This is a genomic window from Mycobacterium sp. ML4 (genome assembly GCF_054515735.1).
The window spans coordinates 360,514-376,294 of the sequence record NZ_JBTNSY010000001.1; the positions used below are offsets into that span (position 1 = coordinate 360,514).

General features: G+C 65.9%; 14 protein-coding genes. 9 read left to right on the forward strand and 5 right to left on the reverse strand.

Annotated features, from left to right (window positions below):
• Positions 1 to 5: 5 nt before the first annotated feature.
• From ACX9NE_RS01655 to ACX9NE_RS01665, 3 genes are read left to right on the forward strand one after another with little or no spacing between them, the layout of a single operon-like run.
• Entirely contained in the window at positions 6 to 2,225 is a 2,220-nt protein-coding gene (locus ACX9NE_RS01655) for an acyl-CoA dehydrogenase (RefSeq protein WP_459363018.1), read from the forward strand.
• A 9-nt stretch (positions 2,226 to 2,234) separates the two neighbouring features.
• The gene (locus tag ACX9NE_RS01660; RefSeq protein WP_459363019.1) at positions 2,235 to 3,443 is read left to right on the forward strand and encodes a thiolase family protein; all 1,209 of its coding nucleotides are present in this window, start codon (positions 2,235 to 2,237) and stop codon (positions 3,441 to 3,443) included.
• Between the two features lie 2 nt (positions 3,444 to 3,445).
• The gene (locus ACX9NE_RS01665) at positions 3,446 to 3,856 is read left to right on the forward strand and encodes a Zn-ribbon domain-containing OB-fold protein (RefSeq protein ID WP_459363020.1); all 411 of its coding nucleotides are present in this window, start codon (positions 3,446 to 3,448) and stop codon (positions 3,854 to 3,856) included.
• A 3-nt stretch (positions 3,857 to 3,859) separates the two neighbouring features.
• Here ACX9NE_RS01665 and ACX9NE_RS01670 read toward each other — a convergent pair whose 3' ends face one another.
• From ACX9NE_RS01670 to ACX9NE_RS01680, 3 genes are all read right to left on the reverse strand, one after another.
• Positions 3,860 to 5,863 (reverse strand): PE domain-containing protein, encoded by a 2,004-nt coding sequence (locus ACX9NE_RS01670; RefSeq protein WP_459363021.1) that lies wholly within the window; start codon positions 5,861 to 5,863, stop codon positions 3,860 to 3,862.
• A 158-nt stretch (positions 5,864 to 6,021) separates the two neighbouring features.
• Entirely contained in the window at positions 6,022 to 7,476 is a 1,455-nt protein-coding gene (locus tag ACX9NE_RS01675) for an aldehyde dehydrogenase family protein (protein ID WP_459363022.1), read from the reverse strand.
• Positions 7,477 to 7,580: 104 nt separating this feature from the next.
• Positions 7,581 to 8,558: a LacI family DNA-binding transcriptional regulator gene (locus ACX9NE_RS01680; RefSeq protein WP_459363023.1), complete on the reverse strand. Its 978-nt coding sequence runs from the start codon at positions 8,556 to 8,558 to the stop codon at positions 7,581 to 7,583.
• Positions 8,559 to 8,728: 170 nt separating this feature from the next.
• Between ACX9NE_RS01680 and ACX9NE_RS01685 the strand changes: the two genes are divergently transcribed.
• Together ACX9NE_RS01685 and ACX9NE_RS01690 are read left to right on the forward strand one after the other, a co-directional pair.
• Positions 8,729 to 9,886: a thiolase family protein gene (locus ACX9NE_RS01685; protein ID WP_459363024.1), complete on the forward strand. Its 1,158-nt coding sequence runs from the start codon at positions 8,729 to 8,731 to the stop codon at positions 9,884 to 9,886.
• Positions 9,883 to 10,308, forward strand: coding sequence for a Zn-ribbon domain-containing OB-fold protein (locus ACX9NE_RS01690; protein WP_459363025.1), 426 nt, complete (start codon positions 9,883 to 9,885; stop codon positions 10,306 to 10,308). Before ACX9NE_RS01685 ends, ACX9NE_RS01690 begins: the two co-directional genes overlap by 4 nt.
• 47 nt (positions 10,309 to 10,355) lie before the next feature.
• Here ACX9NE_RS01690 and ACX9NE_RS01695 read toward each other — a convergent pair whose 3' ends face one another.
• Positions 10,356 to 11,186, reverse strand: coding sequence for an alpha/beta fold hydrolase (locus ACX9NE_RS01695; protein WP_459363026.1), 831 nt, complete (start codon positions 11,184 to 11,186; stop codon positions 10,356 to 10,358).
• 65 nt (positions 11,187 to 11,251) lie between these two features.
• On the opposite strand from ACX9NE_RS01695, the gene ACX9NE_RS01700 reads away from it, so the two are divergent.
• Positions 11,252 to 11,857 (forward strand): TetR/AcrR family transcriptional regulator, encoded by a 606-nt coding sequence (locus ACX9NE_RS01700; protein WP_459363027.1) that lies wholly within the window; start codon positions 11,252 to 11,254, stop codon positions 11,855 to 11,857.
• On the opposite strand, the gene ACX9NE_RS01705 is transcribed toward ACX9NE_RS01700, so the two are convergent.
• Positions 11,832 to 12,800 (reverse strand): LysR substrate-binding domain-containing protein, encoded by a 969-nt coding sequence (locus ACX9NE_RS01705; protein WP_459363028.1) that lies wholly within the window; start codon positions 12,798 to 12,800, stop codon positions 11,832 to 11,834. The genes ACX9NE_RS01700 and ACX9NE_RS01705 overlap by 26 nt on opposite strands.
• Positions 12,801 to 12,893: 93 nt before the next feature.
• On the opposite strand from ACX9NE_RS01705, the gene ACX9NE_RS01710 reads away from it, so the two are divergent.
• From ACX9NE_RS01710 to ACX9NE_RS01720, 3 genes are read left to right on the forward strand one after another with little or no spacing between them, the layout of a single operon-like run.
• Positions 12,894 to 14,006: a hypothetical protein gene (locus tag ACX9NE_RS01710; RefSeq protein WP_459363029.1), complete on the forward strand. Its 1,113-nt coding sequence runs from the start codon at positions 12,894 to 12,896 to the stop codon at positions 14,004 to 14,006.
• 20 nt (positions 14,007 to 14,026) lie between these two features.
• Entirely contained in the window at positions 14,027 to 14,587 is a 561-nt protein-coding gene (locus ACX9NE_RS01715) for a UGSC family (seleno)protein (RefSeq protein WP_459363030.1), read from the forward strand.
• On the forward strand, positions 14,584 to 15,750 hold the full coding sequence (locus ACX9NE_RS01720; protein ID WP_459363031.1) for a CaiB/BaiF CoA transferase family protein: 1,167 nt from the start codon (positions 14,584 to 14,586) through the stop codon (positions 15,748 to 15,750). The genes ACX9NE_RS01715 and ACX9NE_RS01720 overlap by 4 nt, the downstream gene beginning before the upstream one ends.
• Positions 15,751 to 15,781: the final 31 nt, after the last annotated feature.

A 15,781-nucleotide genomic window follows, 5' to 3' on the forward strand; every position in this document is an offset into this window, starting at 1 on the left:
CCCGGGTGACGCTCGGGCTGACCGCTGAACAACAGGAACTCAGCGCCGCGGTCGAACAGTTCGCGACTCGGCACGCTCCGATCGCCAGCACGCGGGACAACCTCGAGGCCCTCGCTGCCGGGAAGCTGCCGCAATGGTGGGATGCGCTGATTATCAATGGTTTTCATGCGGTCCATCTGCCCGAGCAGCTGGGTGGTCAGGGTGGCCGGCTGATGGATACCGCCTGCGTGCTGGAGGCCGCGGCGAAGGCCCTGCTGCCCGGTCCGTTGCTGCCCACGGTTACCGCGGGCGCCGTCGCCCTGCTGGCCGATGCCTCATCGGAGGCCGAAGCGCTGCTGGGTCAATTGGCGGCCGGGGCGCCCGCAGCGATCGTCCTTCCCGGCAACGGCGCGTTCCGCGCACATCCCGACGAGCAGGGCTGGCTGGTCTCCGGGGCTTCCGACGTCACCGCCGGGATGTGCTCGGCGCAGGTGATCCTGCTGGCAGCCCGCGCCCCCGGCAGTGACTTGCTCTGGCTTGTCGTCGACCCGGAGAAGGACACGGCCGCCGTCGAACCGGCGAACGGGACGGACATCGTCACCGACGTCGGACGGTTGCGGCTGACCGACCATGCAGCCGCCTCGGTGCTCACCGGCATCGACTCCGACCGGGCGGAATGCGTCACGGCGGCTCTGGTCGCCAGCACGACGGCCGGCATCACGCAGTGGTGCGTCGAGGCGGTCACCGCGCACCTTCGCATCCGGGAACAGTTCGGCAAAGTGATCGGGACCTTCCAGGCGCTGCAGCACAGTGCGGCGATGCTGTTGATCAATAGCGAACTGGCGACCGCGGCGGCCTGGGACTCGGTGCGAGCGGCCGACGAATCACTCGATCAGCACCGGATCGCCGCGGCCGGTGCCGCGGTGATCGCTGTCGCGCCCGCCCCGGATCTCGTGCTGGACGCCCTGACCATGTTCGGCGCGATCGGCTTCACCTGGGAACACGACGTGCACCTGTACTGGCGCCGGGCCATCACCCTGGCCGCGTCGATCGGACCGGCGAACCGCTGGGCCCGCCGGCTGGGCCGGATCACCTGCACTCAGCAGCGCGACATGTCGGTCAAGCTCGGCGACGCCGATGCGGAATTCCGGGCGCAGGTGGCCCGGACTTTGGACGCTGCCATGGAATTACGCAACGACAAACCCGGACGGCAAGGCGACTACGAAGACTTCAAGACCGGCCCGCAACGCACGCTGATCGCCGCGGCGGGTCTGATCGCGCCGCACTGGCCCAAGCCGTGGGGACTCGATGCCGGTCCGCTGCGTCAGCTCATCATCGACGACGAGTTCGGCAAACGACCGGAACTGGTCCGGCCCTCGCTGGGTATCGCCGAGTGGATTCTGCCGTCGGTGCTGAAGGCCGCACCGATAGCCCTGCAGGAAAAGTTGATACCGCCCACCCAGCGCGGCGAGATCGCGTGGTGTCAGCTGTTCAGTGAACCGGGCGCGGGCTCGGATCTTGCCGCACTGGCCACTCGCGCCACCAAGGTCGACGGCGGCTGGAAAATCAACGGGCACAAGATCTGGACGTCGGTGGCGCACCGTGCGGACTTCGGTGCCTTGCTTGCCCGCACCGACCCGGCGGCCGGCAAGCACCGCGGCATCGGCTATTTCATTCTGGACATGCGGTCTCCCGGGATCGAGATCCAGCCGATCAAAACCGCCACGGGCGAGGCTCACTTCAACGAGGTCTTCCTCACCGACGTCTTCATACCGGACGACATGCTGCTGGGCGACCCGGTTGGCGGCTGGAATCTGGCGATCGCCACCATGGCCGAAGAGCGTTCCGCCATCAGCGGATACGTCAAGTTCGACCGCGCCGCCGCACTCCGGCGGCTGGCGTCCGAACCGGGCCAGGATCGCGAAGACGCTTTGCGCGCACTCGGCGAACTCGACGCGTACACCAACGCGATCAAGGCGCTGGGCGTCCGCGAAACCATTCGGCTTCTCGACGGCCAACCGACGGGACCGGCGTCCAGCATTGCCAAGGTAGCGATGAACGTGTTGCTGCGGAGCACTTTTGAGGCCACCCTGCAGCTCACCGGCGGGTTGGCGATGGTCGTCGACTCCGACCCCGCCATCGTGGAGCCCTATCTGCACCTCCCCGCCGAGTTGATCGGCGGTGGAACCCGGGAGATCCAGCTGAATATCATCGCCCAGATGATCCTAGGCTTGCCGCGAAAGTAGGTACACACGATGGGATTACGCGGAGAAGCGGCAATCGTTGGGTATGTCGAGCTGCCGCCCGAACGGCTCAGCAAGGCCTCAGCCGCACCGTTCATTCTGGAGCAGTGGGCCGAACTGGCCGCGGCCGCTCTGGACGATGCGGGCCTGCCGGGCGACGTGGTTAATGGTATCGCGGCTTCCCATCTGGCCGAGTCGCAGATCTTCGTCCCGTCGACCATCGCCGAATACCTCGGAATGCCAGCGCGATTCGCCGAGCTGGTGGATCTCGGCGGCGCCAGCGCAGCCGCCATGGTGTGGCGCGCCGCCGCGGCGATCGAACTCGGCATCTGCGACGCCGTGCTCTGTGCGCTGCCGGCGCGCTATCTCACCCCGTCGTCCAAAAAGAAGCCCCGGCCGCTGGTGGACGCCATGTTCTTCGGCTCGTCGAGCAACCAATACGGTTCTCCCCAAGCTGAATTCGAAATACCCTACGGCAACCTCGGCCAGAACGGGCCCTACGGACAGGTGGCCCAGCGCTATGCCGCGGTGCACGGCTACGACGAGCGGGCGATGGCCAAGATCGTGGTCGACCAACGGGTCAACGCCAATCACACCGAGGGTGCGATCTGGAAGGACAGGCCGCTCACCGTAGACGACGTGCTGGCCAGCCCGGTGATCGCGGATCCGTTGCACATGCTGGAGATCGTCATGCCGTGCGTCGGCGGTGCGGCGGTGGTGGTCGCCAACGCCGACCTGGCCGGGCGTGCCAAGCACCGGCCGGTGTGGGTCAAGGGATTCGGTGAGAACGTGCCGTTCAAGACCCCGACCTATGCCGAGGACCTGCTGAACAGTCCCATCGCCGCCGCTGCTGACACCGCGTTCGCGATGACCGGCCTGACACGCCGGCAGATGGACATGGTGTCGATCTACGACTGCTACACCATCACCGTCATGCTTTCCCTCGAGGATGCCGGCTTCTGCGACAAGGGCACCGGTTTGACGTTCATCGCCGAGCACGACCTCACGTTCCGCGGCGACTTCCCCCTCAACACCGCCGGCGGCCAGCTCGGCTTCGGCCAGGCCGGATTGGCCGGCGGGATGCACCATGTCTGCGATGCCACCCGTCAGATCATGGGGCGTGCCGGTGCGGCGCAGGTGGCCGACTGCAATCGCGCGTTCGTGTCCGGAAACGGCGGGATCCTGTCCGAGCAGACGGCGCTCGTGCTGGAGGGGGACTGACGATGAAGTTCGACCGTCCGATGCCCGTCAAGACGCCGACCACGGCGCCGTTCTGGGACGCACTTGCCCAGCACCGCATCGTCATCCAGTACTCCCCATCGACGCAGAGCTATGTGTTCTATCCGCGGGTGCGGGCGCCGCGCACATTGGCCGACGACCTTCAGTGGCGCGAAATCTCGGGCATGGGGACGCTGTATTCGTACACCGTCGCGCGACGGCCGGTCAGCCCGCACTTCGCCGACGCTGTACCCCAACTGCTGGCCATCGTCGAATGGGACGAGGGGCCAAGGTTTTCCACCGAGATGGTGAACGTCGAGCCCGAAGCGCTGCGCGTCGGGATGCGGGTGCGGCCGGTGTTCTTCGACTATCCCGAGCACGAGGTGACGATGCTCAGGTACCAACCCGCCCAGTAAGTCTCAGTTCAGGAACGGGTTGAGTACCGGCGGGATGATCTGGTTGCCGGTCACGCCGGTGAGCCGGACCCAGATCTGCGCGGGAATGTTGAGCGACTGGTAGACGCCGGCGCCGATCCATGAGACCGGTAGCTGTAAGAATTCGGGCACCGAGTCGACGATGCCTTGGATCGGGTCGTACGTCAGGTAGGGAATCGTGGCCGCGACCGTGCGCGACACCAGCGACGCGTTGGTCAGCGGATCGGGATAACCCTGTGCGGCGAAATCGGCGCTGAGCACGTTGAACAGGTTTGTGCCTGGCGGGGGAACGATGGCGGGATTGACGTACGTGCCGTCGAAGACGGGGGAGGTCAGCGACGCGCCCTGCATGTACGGCAGCGGCGGAATGCCGAATTGATCCATGATGGTCGGCGTCGTGCTGACGATCTGCCAGGAGTTGTTGATCCACCCGTCACGGATATTGTTGGCAGCCCCGGCCTGATCGAACATGAGGAATGTCGCTGTCTCACGCGGTGATTGGAAGCCGTGGCCGCGCCCGAACTCGTTGGGTCCGATTTCGCCGTGGTCGGTGACTATCAGTGTGGAGAACTCCTTGCCGGTGGGGTGGCTGACCTCCCAATCGGCTACCGCACCCAAAAGGCCTCTGGTCTCTAGGGGTTGCCCCGCAACTTGAAGACCGAGGTTGGCGTCCATATTCCGAATGGCCGCCGCGTACTGCGGCGAGTCGCCGCCGTACATGTGCGCGTTCTCATCGACGCCGACGAAGTAGGAGAAGATGAAATTGCCCTTGCCTGTCTGCGCCTGCGTAATCGCGGTTTGGGCAGTCTGGCCGACCAGGTTCTGCGTCGCCAACCAGTTCGTGTCACCCGCGATCTGCGGGATGAAGACGACTTTGTCAGCGGGGTTGGGGCCGGCGCCGGCGATATCCGCGACGACGGGCCAGTTCGCGATGACGGTGGTGTTGACGCTGTTGCCATAGGCGGCCTCGAGTTGGTTGTACACCGTGGGCCAGTTGTCGTACGTCCACGGGGTGAAGACGTTGTTGGTCACGCCGGCCGTCTCGCTCCACACACCGGTCTGAATGGTGGTCCACGAGGGATTGGAGACGGTGGTGTGCCCGACGATCGTCGACGCCGAGGTGACGCTTTGTTGCATGAACGCGTGGAAGTTCGGAGTGCCGGCGGGGTCGGCCAGGATAGCGGCCAGGTTCGTGCCGTCCGTGCCGATCAGCAGGAAGTTGACTTCCGGTGAGGTCATTGTCAGGAGGGCGGCTTCTTGGGCAGTCACCACCGGCAGTACCTGTCCGGTCTGGCCCATCGCGCCGGCGACGCCGAACAAGGACAAGGCCCTGCCGCCGAGCCCACCGGTCCCGGCGGGGATCGTCAACCCGCCGAAACCCCCGGTCCCACCGGGTCCGCCATTGCCCCACAGCCATCCGCCGGTACCGCCGGCGCCCCCGGTCCCGCCTCGGAAGGCTCCCGTTCCGCCGGGTCCGCCGTTACCGATCAACCCGGCATTGCCGCCGCGGCCACCGGTCTGGCCCATCAGCCCAGCCGAAGCACCCGCGCCGCCATTGCCCCAGAGAATGCCGCCGTCGCCACCGGCTTGTCCGGTGCCGGGTGTGGCGTTATACCCGTCGCCGATCAACGGACGGCCCAACAGCAAGTTCGTGGGCGCGTTGATGACACCCAGAAGCTCGTTGACGGCGGGCTGCAATGGACCGGCGTTGGCCGCCTCCGCGGCCGCATAGGCCCCGCTGGCCGCGCTGAGGGCCCGCACGAATTCCTGGTGAAACGCCGTCGCCTGCGCACTGAGTGCCTGGTACTCCTGGGCGTGGCCGGAAAACAGGGAGGCGATCGCCGTCGACACCTCGTCAGCCGCCGCGGCGATCAGCCGGCTGGTCGGCGTCAGGGCCTGCAGATTGGCCGCCCGCATTGACGAGCCGATACTCGCCGCTTCTGCTGCTGCAACGCTCATCAGGTCCGGTGTGGCGACGAGTAAAGACATCGGTGTCCTCCAGCCCCCGTGCTTGACCATCGAAAGGTGTGGCGAAGCTCATAATCGCACGCTTTCAACGCGTTTGCCCCGGCGACGCAAAAATTATGTGTACGACATGAATCGAAGCCAGACGACGCACCGCCCCTAAAAGTCGCCGCTCAGAACTTCTACATCTGCGCCCAAACGATTTTCGTCTGCAGGTATGTCTCCAGACCGGCCCTGCCCGACTCGTAGCCCCACCCGGACTGCTTGTATCCCCCGAAGGGCATCGAGTGGTCGAACTGCATCTGGCAGTTCAGTCCCACCGTTCCGGCCTTGAGCCGCTTCGCGATGCGATGCGCGCGCCCGAGATTCCTGGTCCACGCTGTCGCGGCCAGCCCGTAAGTGCTGTCGTTGGCCAGGGCCACGGCCTCGTCCTCGTCGTCGAAGGGGATCACCGCCACCACCGGTCCGAAGATCTCCTCCCGGAACAGCCGACTGGTGGTGGACACCTTGGTGAGCACGGTGGGGTGGACGAAGTAGCCCTTGCGGTCGAGGCGGTGCCCACCGGTGACGATCTCGACGCCGTCGGAGCGGCCTTCGTCGAGATAGCCCATCACCCTGGTGAGTTGCTTCTGGCTGATCAGGGGACCGATCAGGCTGCCCTCGTCTCTGGGCCCACCTTGCGGGAGCCCGTTGGCGACGTTGGTCAGTTGCTCGATGAACTGGTCGTAGACACCGCGCTGGACGAAGATTCGTGACCCGCACACGCAAGCCTGACCGGAATGGATGAACGTGCCGAACGCCGCCACCGGCACGGCCTTGGAAAGGTCGGCGTCATCAAAGACCACCACCGCCGATTTGCCGCCCAGTTCCAGCGTGACCTTTTTCAGGTTGCTGTCACCGGCCGCGCGCACGATCTCCCGGCCGACTTCGGTTGAGCCGGTGAAGGCGACCTTTTCCACGTCGGGATGCGCCGTGATCGCCGCGCCGGCGGTATGCCCGTAGCCCAGCAGCAGGTTCGCGACCCCGTCGGGCACACCGGCCTCGTGCAGGATGTTGTCCAGGACCAGTGCCGAGAGTGGGGTTTCCTCGGCGGGCTTGACGACGCTGCTGCAGCCCGCCGCCAACGCCGGCGCCAGCTTGCAGCAGAAATTGAAGACGGGCCCGTTCCACGGGAAGATCAGGCCCACCACGCCGTAGGGCTCTTTCAGGGTGTACGCGTGTTGGTGGGAGTCGATGCCGGTGAGGCCGCCGGTGTGTACGTCGGCCGCGATGCCCTCGATCTTGGTGCACCAGCCCGCGTAGTAACGGAAGAACTCCGATCCCACGGCCACGGTGCCCCTGGCCTGCATGGGCGTCATGCCGGCGTTGAGCGATTCGAGTTCGGCCAGCAGCTCGGCATTTTGGTCGATGAGTTCGCCGACTCGCCAGAGGATCTTGGCCCGCTCGCTGGGGGGTTTGTCGCGCCAGACGCCCGACTCGAACGACGCCTTCGCCCGGGCGACTGCCACCTCGACGGCCTCGGGCCCGCAATCTTTGAACTCGGTGACCTGCTCTTCGGTGGCAGGATCGACGATCGCAATCACCTCTCCGGAGCCCGGACGCTCCCGGATCTCGTCCAACACCGCCTGGACCGTCATCGGTACCCCTCCTCGAGCCTCGTTGCTCATCGCGAGGTTATGCGCTTAACCACATGATGTCCAGAGGTGGAGTAGTCGATTGGCTAGGCGGCTGACATGCCCGGTCAGGTCGAGGAGCGTACGACGACACGGGCGATGTCGGTGATATCCGGAGACGGCGGCGCGGGGTACCCCAACCGTTCGAAGATCGCAGCGACGGCCGCGTCGGCAACGGCACGCGGATCGAACTGGACCGACGTCAACGGCGGTGTACTGACTTCGCCCATCGGGCCGGCGTCGACGCCGATGACCGCGAGATCGCGGGGACACCGCAGTCCCGCTTCATGGATCCCGTACAACACCAGGCAGGCGATGTCGTCGCTCTGTGCGCACACCGCGGTCACGCCATTGCCGACCCAACCGGCCACGACGTCGGCGGCATTGTCGACGGTGATCGTGGCGACGCGCACCGGCCTCAGGCCGCGCGATTGCGCAGCGCGCGAAACCCCGTCGAGCCAGAAGTCGCCCAGTGCACGCCACTTGGCGGTGCCGCCGTAGGCGAAGGCGATCTCTCGATGACCCCGCGACACGAGGTGCGCGACCCGCATCTCGCCGACCGCCAGATGGGGAGCACCCAGTGCAGGCAGGCTACCGATGTCGATATGTGGAATGCCCGCGGCCTGGACCGCATCGGCCGCAGCGTCGCTGAGCGGAAAGAGACTCGCCACCGCGACCGGGTCAAGGTTCTCGATCGCATCGACGACGTGGTGGTCATCCTCGGTTTCAAAGATCTGCACCTGGAGTAACCCCAGTCGCGCCAGTTCCGTGGTCATCCGGCTGCCGGCCTGCATCGGCATATCGCCCACCGCCACGTGCGGTACGACATAGAGCACCACACCCCCTTTGCCGCGAGCAAGGTTGCGGGCGGCCAGATTGGGCCGATAGCCCAGCAATTTGGCTGCGCGGTTGACCGCGTCCCGGGTCCGCGGCGAAATCCTGCGACCCTCCGCGTTGTTCAGGACGTAGCTGACGGTCGCCGTCGACACGTCCGCCAGTCGCGCGACATCAGCCGTGGTGGGCCGTGCAGCCCTGTCCGCGCTCAACTCCTCACCTTCCGGGACCGGCCATGCCTCATGGTGGCATGGGTGTCAACGTGCCCGGCGGTCAAACCCGACGGCGGTCGAATAGCACGGCAGCCGTCATAATCGATATCGGTCATTGCCCGTGCCCGGAACCCGACCGCGCGGTACGGCGCTGGGGGAATGGAGTCGACGTGAGGCCACGGCCCACCGCGGCGATTGTGGGGGTGTACAACACCGTCCAGGGACGCCGGCTGGACGGCGAGACGTCTCGTAGCCTTGCGGTCAAAGCGGTGACGGGCGCACTCGAGGATGCCGGCCTGTCTCTGGATGACGTGGACGGGATCAGCGCCGGCCCGATGTCAACCTCGCTGATCTACGACCTGCGGATCGGCCCGGCCTGGCAGGGACAGGGCTTCGGCGTCGGCATGATCACCGAAGCGGCCGCTGCGATCGAGCACGGGATGGCCGATGTGGTGGTCCTCGTCGCCGCCCAGGCCGGTGAATACCGTGACCATGAGGCGACCGCGCCGTGGACCCGTCCCGAGAACGAATTCGTCGCTCCCTGGGGGATGTTCACCACCGCCGAGTTCGCGCTCATCGCCCGCCGGCACATGCACGCTTACGGCACGACCCGCGAACAGCTGTCCATGGTCGCGGCCACCATCCGCAACAACGGCTCCAAGAATGCCGAAGCCGTTTACTACCAACGTGGTCCGTTCACCCCGGGCGACATCACCGCGTCGCGACTCATTGCCGACCCGTTTCATCTCCTCGACTGCGCCACCACGTCCGAGGGGGGTTGCGCGCTGGTGGTAGCCGACGTTTCAAGCACGGAGGTGGCGGGGCAGCCGATCTACATCTTGGGCAGCGGCGCCGACTTTCATGGTCCGTCGTATCAGCATCCGCCCATGTGGGATCTTTGCGGACGGCGCGGCGATCACCGCAACGGGGTGGTAGGCCGTCGGGCGGCCGATCGCGCATTCGCGCATGCCGGACTGCGGCGAGACGACGTGGACGTGCTGGAACTCTACGACCCGTTTTCGTTCGAGATCATTCGCCAGTTGGAGGCGTTCAGGTTCTGCGATGAGGGTGAGGGCGGACCCTTTGTCGCCGACGGCCATATCGCCATCGACGGCAGCCATCCGGTCACCACCGACGGGGGGACCATGTCGTTCAGCCATGCCGGTGCGAACCCGCAGATGATGCAACGCGCCGTTCGCGCCGTGCAGCAGTTGCGTGGTGACGCCGGTGAGCTTCAGGTGCCCGACGCTCGAATCGCGTTGTGCAGCAACGGAGGAGCGGGTGCCCTGTTCACCACGGTACTGCTGCTGGGAGCTGAGCCCAGGTGAGTGCGGACAACGTGTTGCGGCCGCAGCGTGGCTGCGTGCCGCACTCCGAGAGTCGGGTCAGCGCACCGTACTGGCAGGGCTGCCGTGCGCAGGAGCTGCGTTACCAGCGGTGCGCGGAGTGTGGCACCGCCAATTTCCCACCGACCGAGCACTGCCGCGAGTGCCTGGCGATTTCGATGGTGTGGACCCGAAGCGGCGGAAGGGGCGAGATATACAGCTGGACGGTGGTTTACCGGCCGGTGACCGCCGACTTCGAATCGCCCTACGCCCCCGCGGTCGTGACCCTGGACGAGGGTTACCAGATGCTGACCAATATCATCGGCGTCGCACCGGTCGAGCTGTCCGTGGGTATGCGGGTTCGGGTTGAATTCCATACTGCGGGAACGGATTTGACGCTACCTTACTTCACCAAGGCGGGCTGATACCGGTCACCTCCTCTTGACATGCCGGAAACCGGTGGCTTCGGCTCCTAGGTGCGCACCGCGACCGACGACAGCATCTCGGCAAGCCGGTCTGGCCGATCCACCATCGAGAATGTACGGGCACCCTCGATCACCTCCAGCCGCGCATTCGGGATCGCCGCGGCGAGCCGGCGGCCGTCTTCGAGTTCGAAGATCACGTCGTCGGCCGACCAGGCGATGAGCGCCGGCTTGTCGAACTCGGGAAGCCGGGACGCCACGCCGGTGGTGACCTCGGTACGCAGTGACAATGAGAACTGGCGCAGATCCTCGGCGACCGACGCATTCGACAGCGCCGGGCGCACCCAGAGCTGGGTCAGGTCGTCGATGTCGTTATGTGCCAGTCCTTCATAGGCCCGTCTGCGGGCAACCGGTGTACGAACGGCCTGGATCGCGGTGCGAAACAGCGTCTTCGACTTGGCGGCGAGAATGACCGGTTTGAGAATCGGTGGCGGAAAGTGTTCGAAGGCATCACAACTGGTGAGGACCAGCGCGCCCAGGCGTTCCGGGTGGTGCACCGCGACGAGTTGGGTCACTACTCCGCCGGTGTCGTTGCCGACCAGCACCACGTCGGTCAGATCCAGTGCGGCAAGGGTTTCGGCGACCATTGCAGCCACACCGGTGATGGTCCGGTCGGCACCGGGCCGCAGCGGCTCGGGATGGGCACCGAGCGGCCAGGTCGGCGCGATGCAACGGAGTCCATGAGCGGCGAGCCGTTCACTGACCTGGCGCCACAACTGGCCCCCCATCATGTACCCGTGCACGAACACCACCGGCCTGCCGCTTTCGGGTCCGGTTACTTCGTAATGGATGGTTCCGGCGCTAATGTCGATCGTCGGCATGAAGGCTCCTACAAGTAGAATCATTTACAAACAGTCTGTCTGTTCGTAAGTTACCAACAGGTTGTATGGAAATCAAGAGACGCACCCAGGAGGAGCGCTCCGCGGCCACCCGCGAGGCGCTGATTACCGCCGCCCGCAAGCTGTGGGGCGTGCGCGGCTATGCCGAAGTCGGCACTCCGGAGATCGCGAAGGAGGCCGGCGTCACCAGGGGTGCGATGTATCACCAATTCACCGACAAGGCAGCGCTTTTCGGCGCAGTGGTGGAGGTAGTGGAGCTGGACGTGATGACTCGGATGGGCACCTTGGTGGCATCCTCGGGAGCCGCCTCTCCGGCCGAGATGATCCGGGCGGCGGTCGATGCCTGGCTGGAGGTGTCGGCGGATCCGGAAGTGCGTCAACTCATTCTGCTGGACGCGCCCGCGGTGCTCGGCTGGGCGGTCTTTCGCGCGGTCGCCCAGCGCTACAGCCTGGGCATGACCGAGCAGCTGATCACCGAGGCGATCGCGGTGGGCCAGCTACCGCGACTTCCGGTGCGGCCGCTGGCCACCGTGTTGATCGGTGCGCTCGACGAAGCGGCCATGGCGATCGCCACCGCCGAAGACCAGAAGCGGGCCCGTAAAGAATTGGGTCAGGTGCTGCACCGGCTCATCGACGGGATGCTCGAGGGTTAGCGGCGCCGTCCTGGCCGAGCTGCGGGTAGTGCTCACGCAGATCATGCAGGTATTGAGGTGCCGCCCGGGCCGCGACATCGAGGAACCCACGCACGCTTGCGGATCGGTTGGCGAAACGGTACGTCATCGCCAGCGGGCGGTGGGGGAGGCGGCCCTGCAGCGGGATGAACCGTAGACCTTTGAGATTGAGATTGATGAAAGAGGTCGGCAGTAAGGCCGTTCCAAACCCGGCGGCTACCAGCGCGAGAATCGTCTGGATCCGCGGCACTTCGTCCACGACGGGCGGCTCGATGTCATACATCCGGAACAGTTCGACGACGTCGCCGTACGTCGTGGCTGCCGCGGCGCGTGTCCACAAGATCATGGGTTCGTGAGCCAATACCGCCGGGTCGATCCGTTGGCGGTCGGCAAGGGCATGGTCCGCGCATACCACCGCGACAAGCGGATCCTCGATCAGCGGCTGGATGGCCAACGCCGGCTCGTCGACCGGGCCGCGCAACAGCCCGACGTCTATGCGGTGCTCGAGCAGTTGCTTGACCTGCTCGGCACTGGTCATCTCGCTGAGTTCGATCTTGACGTCCGGAAACTCGAGCCGGTGGGCCCGCATCACATACGGCAGTACCCCGTCGACTGCCGCCTGCAGCGCGCCGATGCGCAGCTGACCGAGCTGGCCGGTGGCGGCGCGGCGGGCTGCGGCGAACGCGCGTTCAGCGTGGATGAGCGCCAGCCGTGCCTCCTCCAACAGCGCATCGCCCGACTCCGTCAGCTCGATCGGCCGGCGGGACCGGTCGATCAGCTCGGTACCCAGCTGGCGCTCCAGCTTCTGAATCTGCTGGCTCAGCGGTGGCTGCGCGATGTGCAGACGCTCGGCGGCGCGGCCGAAGTGACGCTCCTCAGCGACGGTCACGAAATAGCGAAGCAACCGTAGCTCTGGATCAGACATATACCAAATATATAAACCATGTCCGGATATGTCTTGGACAGTAATGACAAAAACAACCTACGGTTGCCGGGAGAAGCGAAGGAGGCCATCCCCATGACCGCAGTGACCAGCCAGGAGCGCGATCTCGTCGAGCACTACTTCGAGCAGCCGTGGAGTGACGGACTTCCCGTCGTCCCGCCGACCCCGGCACGGGTCGCTGCGGTGCTCGATGTGCTGGGTGGCCCGCCGAGCGGACTCGTGGCGCGGATTCCGCCGCGGTGGGGCAGCCTGACCCGAGAACTGTTGGCAGTGAACATGGTGATGGCCGGCTGCAAGCCGCAGTACGCGCCCGTGGTGCGTGCGGCCGTCCTGGCCCTGGCGGACCCGCGCTTCAATCTCAACGGCATCCAGGCCACGACGCACGTGGTCGCACCGCTGATCGTGGTCAACGGCCCCGTCGCACGGCAGATCGGAATGAACTCCGGCGGAAACGTTTTCGGGTCGGGCAACCGCGCGAACGCCACCATCGGCCGCGCGGTAAGGCTGATTCTGCTCAGCGTCGGTGGCGGCATCCCCGGGGAGCTCGACAAGAGCACTCTGGGCCATCCCGGCAAGTACACTTTCTGCATCGCCGAGAACGAGGACGCCAGCCCGTGGGCTCCCTACCACGTCGAACACGGCTACCGCCCAGAAGACAGCACGGTGCTGGTGATCGGCGCCGAGGCGCCGCACAGCGTCACCAATCACATTTCCGACGACCCGCAAGGGATCTTGGACTCGATCGCCTCGGCGATGAGCACCATCGCCCACAACAACGCCGTACTCGGGGGCTCGTGCGTTGTCGTGATCGGTGTCGAACATGCCCGCACCATCGCATCATTCGGATGGTCACGCGATGACGTGCGCCGCTATCTATGGCTGAACGGGACCAACTCCTGGGACGAGGTCAGTTACGGCAACCGCTATGCGCCGCGGGGTGGTCGGACCTACAACCGGAATCTGCCCAAGTGGTACCCGCGCGAGGCGGGCCGGCAGGTGCCGATCGTCTTCACTCCGGAGGACATCCATTTGTTCGTCGCCGGAGGATCCGCGGGCCGGTTCTCCGCGTTTCTGCCGGGCTGGAGCACAGCGACGACCCCGGTGCTGCGCGCCATCGACGACGACATCTCCGGTGCGCGCGGCGATGTCCGCGAGCTGGACTGTTCCGACGGTGCGTGCCGACTCTGAACGTGAGAAAGGAAACTGCGATGGAGAGCGTCATCATGTACGACCCCTGCGGGGTGGTCGAGGTCGAGTGCGTGCCGACGGCGCCCCGTCCCGGCAGCACCCAGGGATTGCGCCTGGGCGTGCTGAGCAACACCAAGTGGAACGCCGCCAAGCTGTTGCGTGCCACCGTGGGCCGATTAGCCGCTGCGGGACTGGAATTCGTGAGCATCAACTACTACGACAAGCATCACTTCTCCTCCGACGCAAGCCCGGAGTTGATCGCACAGATCGCCGCCGAGAACGACATCGCCCTCACCGCGATCGGCGATTGCGGGTCGTGCTGCTCGGCCTGTGTCAATGACGCGGTACGACTGGAACAGGCGGGCCTGCCAACCGTGGCCATCGTGACGACGGAATTCGAGCTGGAGGCCCGGCTGCAGCGCGAGGCCCGGGGGATGGCCGGCTTGGAACCCGCGGTCGCCACTCACCCGATCAGTAGTCTGACGCTGGACCAACTCGATGATCGAGCCGCCGAGATCGCCCCGCAAGCGCGGCGTATCTGGTTCGGTGACCGCGCGGCGACCGCGGCCGAAGTCTCATGACCGACGCGGCGCCGCTGTCGTCGGTACTGGTCGCGGACTTCTCCCGGGTGCTCGCCGGACCGTTTTGCACCATGACGCTCGGTGACCTCGGTGCGGAGATCGTGAAAGTGGAGCGACCCGGTGGTGACGACACCCGGGCGTGGGGACCGCCTTTCGTCGGCGGCGAGAGCACCTATTACTTGGGTGTCAATCGCAATAAGCGCAGCATCGTCCTGGATTTCAATGACTCCGGGGATCTGCGGGTGGCCCAATCTCTGGTTGAGCGCGCCGACGTGGTGGTGGAGAACTTTCGTCCCGGCACCATGGCCCGGTTCGGACTCGATGAGCCCACACTGCGCCGAAACAATCCCGCGCTGGTGTACTGCAGCATCTCGGCCTTCGGAGACGGCCCGGGACACCAACTGGCCGGGTATGACCTCCTCGTCCAAGCGCTCGGCGGCCTGATGAGTGTCACCGGACCAGATGCCGAGCACCCGACCAAGGTCGGGGTGGCACTGGTCGACGTGCTGGCTGGACTTTTTGCCACCGTGGGCATCCTCGCTGCCCTGCGTGAGCGCGACCGGACCGGGCGCGGGCAGCACGTCGAGATCAACCTGATGTCGGCGCTGCTGTCCGCCCTCGCCAATCAGTCTTCCAGTTACGTTCTGGCTCAGCAGATTCCATCCGCGATGGGCAACGGGCATGCCAGCATCGCTCCCTATGACACGTATGCGACCGGCGAAGGGACGATCGTGCTGGCGGTTGGCAACGACAAGCAGTTCGTCGCACTCTGCGAGGCGCTGGGTATGGCCGAACTGGCGGGCGATGAACGGTTTCGCAGCAACGAACTGCGGGTGCACAACCGGTCGGCGCTGCGCGAGCATCTGGAAAGCGCGTTGGCATCGAACTCCGCCGCCCACTGGACCACGGTGCTGCCGGCCCTGGGCGTTCCCGCCGGTGCGGTCAACAACATCGGCGAGGCGTTCACGCTGGCCGAGCAGTTGGGCCTGCGTCCGATCCGCGCCACCGACGATGGTGATCAGGGTGGCCGTCAGGTCGCCAATCCGATCAATCTGTCCGCCACGCCGGTGACCTACCGAACCCCGGCACCTCGCCTGGGCCAGCACAGCACCGAGATCCGCAGGTGGCTGGGTGAATTCGCGCTCGGGCACAACTCGGCGTGACGCCCGGGACCACCCTGTGCCTCGGCGTGGC